At 33.1% G+C, this 6,386-nt stretch carries 6 protein-coding genes and 1 riboswitch; of the genes, 3 read left to right on the top strand and 3 right to left on the bottom strand.

Annotated features, from left to right (window positions below; genetic code table 11):
* Positions 1 to 195 (bottom strand): oleate hydratase (locus ACVBFA_RS08765; protein ID WP_002446160.1); only part of this gene is annotated, 195 nt, incomplete at its 3' end.
* Positions 196 to 531: 336 nt separating this feature from the next.
* Positions 532 to 634: riboswitch (TPP riboswitch) on the top strand.
* Positions 635 to 712: 78 nt separating this feature from the next.
* Between ACVBFA_RS08765 and ACVBFA_RS08760 the strand changes: the two genes are divergently transcribed.
* From ACVBFA_RS08760 to ACVBFA_RS08750, 3 genes are read left to right on the top strand one after another with little or no spacing between them, the layout of a single operon-like run.
* Positions 713 to 1,288 (top strand): ECF transporter S component, encoded by a 576-nt coding sequence (locus ACVBFA_RS08760; protein ID WP_002446159.1) that lies wholly within the window; start codon positions 713 to 715, stop codon positions 1,286 to 1,288.
* A gap of 13 nt (positions 1,289 to 1,301) precedes the next feature.
* The gene (locus tag ACVBFA_RS08755; RefSeq protein WP_002490058.1) at positions 1,302 to 2,705 is read left to right on the top strand and encodes an ABC transporter ATP-binding protein; all 1,404 of its coding nucleotides are present in this window, start codon (positions 1,302 to 1,304) and stop codon (positions 2,703 to 2,705) included.
* On the top strand, positions 2,698 to 3,504 hold the full coding sequence (locus tag ACVBFA_RS08750) for an energy-coupling factor transporter transmembrane component T family protein (protein WP_002475234.1): 807 nt from the start codon (positions 2,698 to 2,700) through the stop codon (positions 3,502 to 3,504). The genes ACVBFA_RS08755 and ACVBFA_RS08750 overlap by 8 nt, the downstream gene beginning before the upstream one ends.
* Before the next feature lie 133 nt (positions 3,505 to 3,637).
* On the opposite strand, the gene purD is transcribed toward ACVBFA_RS08750, so the two are convergent.
* Both purD and purH read right to left on the bottom strand, forming a co-directional pair.
* The gene (purD, locus tag ACVBFA_RS08745) at positions 3,638 to 4,879 is read right to left on the bottom strand and encodes a phosphoribosylamine--glycine ligase (RefSeq protein WP_002486589.1); all 1,242 of its coding nucleotides are present in this window, start codon (positions 4,877 to 4,879) and stop codon (positions 3,638 to 3,640) included.
* A gap of 25 nt (positions 4,880 to 4,904) precedes the next feature.
* Positions 4,905 to 6,383 (bottom strand): bifunctional phosphoribosylaminoimidazolecarboxamide formyltransferase/IMP cyclohydrolase, encoded by a 1,479-nt coding sequence (gene purH, locus ACVBFA_RS08740; protein WP_002475238.1) that lies wholly within the window; start codon positions 6,381 to 6,383, stop codon positions 4,905 to 4,907.
* Positions 6,384 to 6,386 lie beyond the last annotated feature (3 nt).

The raw sequence follows: 6,386 nt of genomic DNA, 5'->3' as shown, positions 1-6,386 counted from the left end.
CAAACTTCCGCCTGAGATATCTAACTCTTCCAAAATATGGATATTTTCGCCTTTCATTTGTCCATCTCTAATTAAAAAACATGCTGCAGCTAAAGAAGCTAATCCAGACCCTATTAAATAGGCTGATTTACTATCAACATTTTCAGGTTTTTTAGGTCGAGCAAACGCTTCGTAATTACTATTTGTATAATACATAGAAACATCACTCCAATTAAATAAAAGTTTGAAAATCTGTATGATATCGCTTTCAAGTATATTTTACCCCTCTTTGTGTAATAACACAAACAATTGGTTATTTTTTAATTTAATTCACTTAAAACTATACTAATCTTTTTTATTTAGCTATTTTTAACATCAAATTAAAGATTTGTTAGAAAAATTTAAATCGTTAATTCTATAAACTTCATCATGATACACATTTATTGCAATTCATCTCTAAAATAGTAAATATATTTCTTGTTTAAATAACAATACTTGAAATAACCTTGACAATATATAATAAAAATCATACATTTAAGTTAATTAAATAATTGAACGCACTAGGGGTGTATTCTTTACTGAGATGAGGCCAACCTCAAACCCTTCGAACCTGATCTAGCTAGTTACTAGCGTAGGAAAGTGTTGTTATACATCTAATGAATTATGATTAGATGTTGCTTCTGACGCACAACTTTCCTAGAGATGGTTGTGCGTTTTTTAGGAGGATGTTTTTATGTCAAAAGGTTTAAAACTATCTGAAATTCTTGTGACAGTTTTAATTTCAGTAGTATTTGCCATCATTTATAACTTATGGTGGTTTGTTTACAATATTGTACAAGTTGCGGGTATTCACTTAGAACAACTTACATATGGTGTATGGTTTATGGCAGCAGTCGTTTGTTACTTAATCATTCCTAAGCCAGGTATAGCATTATTAGCAGAAATCGCAGCTGGAGCTGGTGAAACGATTGTCATGGGAAAATTTGATATACCTACTATCATATATGCGATATTACAGGGACTGGCTTGTGAAATTATATTTGCTATTTTTAAATATAAATCACGTTCTGCTGCTGTAGCAATGCTTGCTGGATTAGCAACTGCTTTAATCTCTTTCCCAGTGGATTACTTCTATGGTTACCTAAACGAAGTTGCTGGATGGAACTTACTACTATTTATCATTTTCCGTTCAATTAGCGGAATTGTATTAGCTGGTTTAGTTTCATACTGGATTGTCAAAGCATTAGATAAAACTGGTGTAACTAAATTCTTCAGACCAGCATCACAACAAGATTACGATAACCTATAAGGGGATTTTTTAATTGTTACGTGTTAAAAATTTACGTTTAAAGTATCCGAATGGAGATAGGAAAATATTCAACAACTTAAATCTTGAGATTAAAAATAAAGAAAAAGTGCTTTTACTCGGTCCTTCCGGATCAGGTAAAAGCACATTACTTAATGTATTAAGTGGAATAGTACCTAATTTAATTGAACTTCCGATGAAATATGATGAATTGAATATTGATCATGATAGTGGCGTTATATTTCAAGATCCAGATAATCAATTTTGTATGCCAAAAGTATATGAGGAACTTGCATTTGTTTTAGAAAATAGAAATATTCCTAGAAGTGAGATGGATCAAGAAATCGAAGACGCGTTAAAGTCTGTAGACCTCAATGTTACTCATAAAACATATGTCAACAATCTAAGTGGTGGTATGAAACAGAAGTTAGCTATTGTTGAAACAATACTACAAAAATCAAAGACACTTTTTTTAGATGAGCCTACTGCAATGCTCGACGTAAAAGCAACTGAAGATTTATGGAAGAAATTAATCAATCTTTGGGAAGATCAAACAGTTTTAATTGTTGAGCATAAGGTTGAACATATTTGGCAACATGTTGACCGCGTATTGTTATTAAATTATGATGGTCAAATTGTTGCTGACGACACCCCTGAACAAATCTTAAATCATTATGAAGCGCTATTAACTGAATACGGAGTTTGGCACCCTAGAGCATGGCAGAGTGCACCACGCCCCATCCCATTACCTAATCAAACAAAGAATCTCTTATTTCATTTTGACGACGGGCAAATTATTAGAGGTAAAAAGACACTTTTTTCATCCAAGGAGCTTAAACTGTATTCAGGTGAATGGTTAACAATCACTGGTAAAAATGGCGCTGGTAAAACCTCTTTACTAGAAGCTATGTTACAACTAATTAAATATGAAGGTAACATGTTTTATCGCGACCAATTATTATCTAAAATTAAACAAGCGGCAAAGCATATGTATTTGGTATATCAGAATCCTGAATTACAATTTATTACGAATTCTGTTTATGATGAAGTGTATATTCATTATAATCACTTAGACCCTAAGCATGCGAATGATGAAACTATGGATTTATTAAAATTATTACATTTAGATCAAGTTAAGGATCATCATCCTTTTGAAATATCAACAGGTCAAAAGCGTCGTTTAAGTGTTGCAACAGCATTAAGTTCAAAGGCAGAGATTATTTTATTAGATGAGCCAACATTCGGCCTAGATAGTCATAATACATTTCAACTTATCAAGTTATTTCAAGAACGCGTTAATCAAGGTCAAACAATTATCATGGTGACACATGATCCAGAAATTATTAAACGATATCCAACAAGACGATTACGCGTGGAAGATGGGTGTCTTAAAGAAATGGAAGGTGAACACATTGTTTGAAAGATGGAAAAAACGCCACACCTTCGTTGATGATGTAAATATCATTACTAAGTTACTTTTAGGTATCGCATTATTCTTTTTCATTATATTTATCCATAACTTTGACTTTATGATTTATATCGTTATATTAATGTTTATGTTCTTACTTTTATTTAACGGTACAGAATTTAAAATAACTGCCATTTTTATATTAGTCACAACACTCTTTGCCTTGATGTCGTCATTATTTATGATTTTATATGGTGATGGAGAACATATGCTTGTAAAATTTGGTATTTTGCAAATAAGTACAGAAAGTATTGTACGAGGTCTTCATCTATCTATGAGAACAATTACCGTTTCAATGTTTGGTATACTAATCGCACTGACTTCACAAATTGTAATGATTTTTTATAGTTTAATGCAACATTTAAAGGTGAAGCCTAAATTTGCTTATGCTTTTATGGCAGCGATTAGAATGGTTCCACTTATAATAAGTTCTCTTATTCAATTAAGACGGTCCCTAAAAATGCGTTATCAAATGATAGATGCATCTAACTATAAAGGAATCAAGCGTCTTAACCACTTGGTCATACCTTTATTAAGTCAAAATATTCGACGTGCACATCAACTTTCTGTTGCAATGGAGTCTAAAGGCTTTAAAGATGGTCCAAGAACATACTACTATCGGGTTCCATTTTCATATAAAGATATCATCTTTGTTGCTTGTATATTAATTATCATTACTTTGTCATTTGTCTTATCATCATACCTTCCAATTACCGGTATTCATGATGTCCGTTTTGGACAATTAGACTAATAATTACACACCCAATATTTAATTAAAAGTAAATATTCATTTTATTCCAATGTAAATAGAAATCATAAAAAAATGTCCTTCGTTGATCATATCCAATCAACGAAGGACTTTATTTCGAATTGAACAACCAATTTTACTTAGTAATGGCTTTATTGCCAATATCATTACGATAAAAAAGATTGTCACTTTTTATTTGTCGTGCATGTTCATATGCGTTTGCTTGTGCTTTTTCAACTGTTGGACCTTCCCCTATAGCTAGGATAACTCGTCCGCCAGAATTCACAAAACATTGACCTTCTTTCTTTAATCCACTCACATAATAATGAGAATCTAGATTAAAACCACTTATTTCATGCCCTTTTTCATATGTACCAGGGTATCCTTTAGATGCTAGCATTACTCCTACAACAGCTTCATCTTTCCAGTTAAAATGAATAGGTTTACAATTTTCCAAATCGATAATGAGTTGCATTAAGTCACTTTCTAAACGTGTTAATAATACTTGTGCTTCAGGATCACCAAAACGTGCATTAAACTCGATAACTTTAGGTCCATCTTTTGTTAAAATTGCACCAATGTATAGTAATCCAAAGAAGTCATGACCTTCTTGTGCCATAGCTTTAGCAATAGGTTGAGCAATCTCCTTATTAGTTTGCTCAAGAACAGATGCATCAATGTGTGGTACTGGGCAATATGCGCCCATTCCACCAGTATTTGGTCCTTGATCATTATCAAATGCTCGCTTATGATCTTGAGCAATACAGTCGAAAGGAACCGCATAATCTCCATTTACAAAAGTCATTAAAGAAAACTCTTCTCCTTCTAAATAACTTTCGAAAACGACTTTCCCTTTTTCTTCTTGATAAATTGTTTTGACCCCTTCTAATGCGTCTTCTCTTGTAAAAGCAATAATAACCCCTTTACCTGCTGCTAAACCGTCTTTCTTTATTACGATTGGTAAATCACAAGTTTCAACATATTGCAACGCCTCGTTACGTGAACTTACTTCTTTATATTCTGCTGTAGGAATATGATATTTGTCCATTAATTGCTTGGCAAATAATTTTGAACCTTCAATTTGAGCCGCATCTTGTCCTGGACCAAACACTTTAATATTTGCATTTCTTAATAAATCAGCTAACCCATCTATTAAAGGTTGTTCAGGGCCAATGATTACCCAATCAATTGCGTTATGGTGAGCAAAATGTAAAATAGCTTGATGATCTGATTCAGCAATTTCACCGTGCACTTCAGCAATATTGACCATTGCATCATTTCCTGGAATCGCGTAAACCTTATCTACAATTGGAGATTGATTGATTTTAGAAGCTAATGCATGTTCACGTCCACCAGCTCCAACTATTAAAACTTTCAATAGATTACCCCTTTCTTTTCAAAAATTAATGTTTAAAATGACGCATACCTGTCATAACCATTGTAATGCCATATTTATTAGCCATATCAATAGAATCTTGATCTTTAATTGAACCACCTGGTTGAATAATTGCCTTAATACCATGTTCGGCCGCATATTCAACTGTATCTCCCATTGGGAAGAAACCATCTGAAACAAGCGCAACATTATCGTTAATTTCTATTGCTCTTTCGATTGCAATTTTAGCGGAACCTACACGATTCATTTGTCCTGCACCTATACCAACTGTTTGTTTGTTGTTACTCAATATCACTGCATTACTCTTAACGGCACTTACAACTTTCCAACCTAGCAGCATAGCTTCCCACTGTGCTTCTGTAGGTTGAGTGTCGGTAGCAACAGTCATGTCGTTTCGAGTCACATCTTTATTATCTTTATCTTGTACTAAGTAACCACCTGAAACGGAAACAAATTCTTGTTCAGCATTATCAATTGTCATATCTATTTGTAATAAACGAATATTTTTCTTTTGTGTCAATATTTTTAAAGCTTCCTCAGTAAATTGAGGTGCAATAATTACTTCTAAAAAGATAGAATGTAATGCTTCAGCTAATTTAACATCTACTGTTCTATTCAATGCTATAATACCACCAAATATTGATTGATTATCCGCTTCATAAGCATGTTGAAATGCTTCATCAATCGACTGTCCAATTCCTACTCCACACGGGTTCATATGTTTTACTGCTACAGCAGTTGGCTCGTTGAATTTTTTTACTAAACTGAGCGCTGCATCTGCGTCTTTAATATTATTAAAACTCAATTGTTTACCATGTAATTGTTTTGCACCAGCAATCGTATGTTTGCTATCAGATGTTCTAACAAAATATGCAGATTGCTGAGGGTTTTCACCATATCTTAGTGTTTCCTTATTATCTTTGAAATAGTTAACAATAGCATGATCATATTCATTTGTATGTTGGAAAACTTTAACCATTAGCGATTTTCTATATGCTTCGTCCAATTGTTGATTTTTAATTCTCTCAATAACCTCGTTGTAATCGGAAGGATGTACGATAGTTGTAACATGTTTAAAGTTTTTAGCAGCTGCTCTTAACATTGTAGGTCCACCGATATCAATATTTTCTATTGCATCAGTTTCTGTTACCTCAGGTTGAGCAACAGTCTGTTGGAAAGGATATAGGTTGACCACTACCATATCAATTAAATCAATATGTTGTTCTCGTAATTGCTCTAAATGACGTTCCTTATCTCGATCAGCTAAAATACCACCATGGACAGCTGGATGTAGTGTTTTAACACGACCATCCATAATTTCTGGAAATTGTGTTAACTCTGACACGGACTTAATATTGATATTCGCATCTTCCAATACACGTTTTGTACCACCCGTAGAATACAGTTCATAGTCTAAGTTAGTTAATGCTTTTGCAAACTCGACAATTCCACTTTTATTAGAAACGCTTAATATTGCTTTTTTCATTCT

Source organism: Staphylococcus sp. MSU001 (assembly GCF_052976705.1).
Note: the sequence above shows the minus strand (reverse complement) of the source record. Positions and strands in the feature narration are given on the sequence as shown.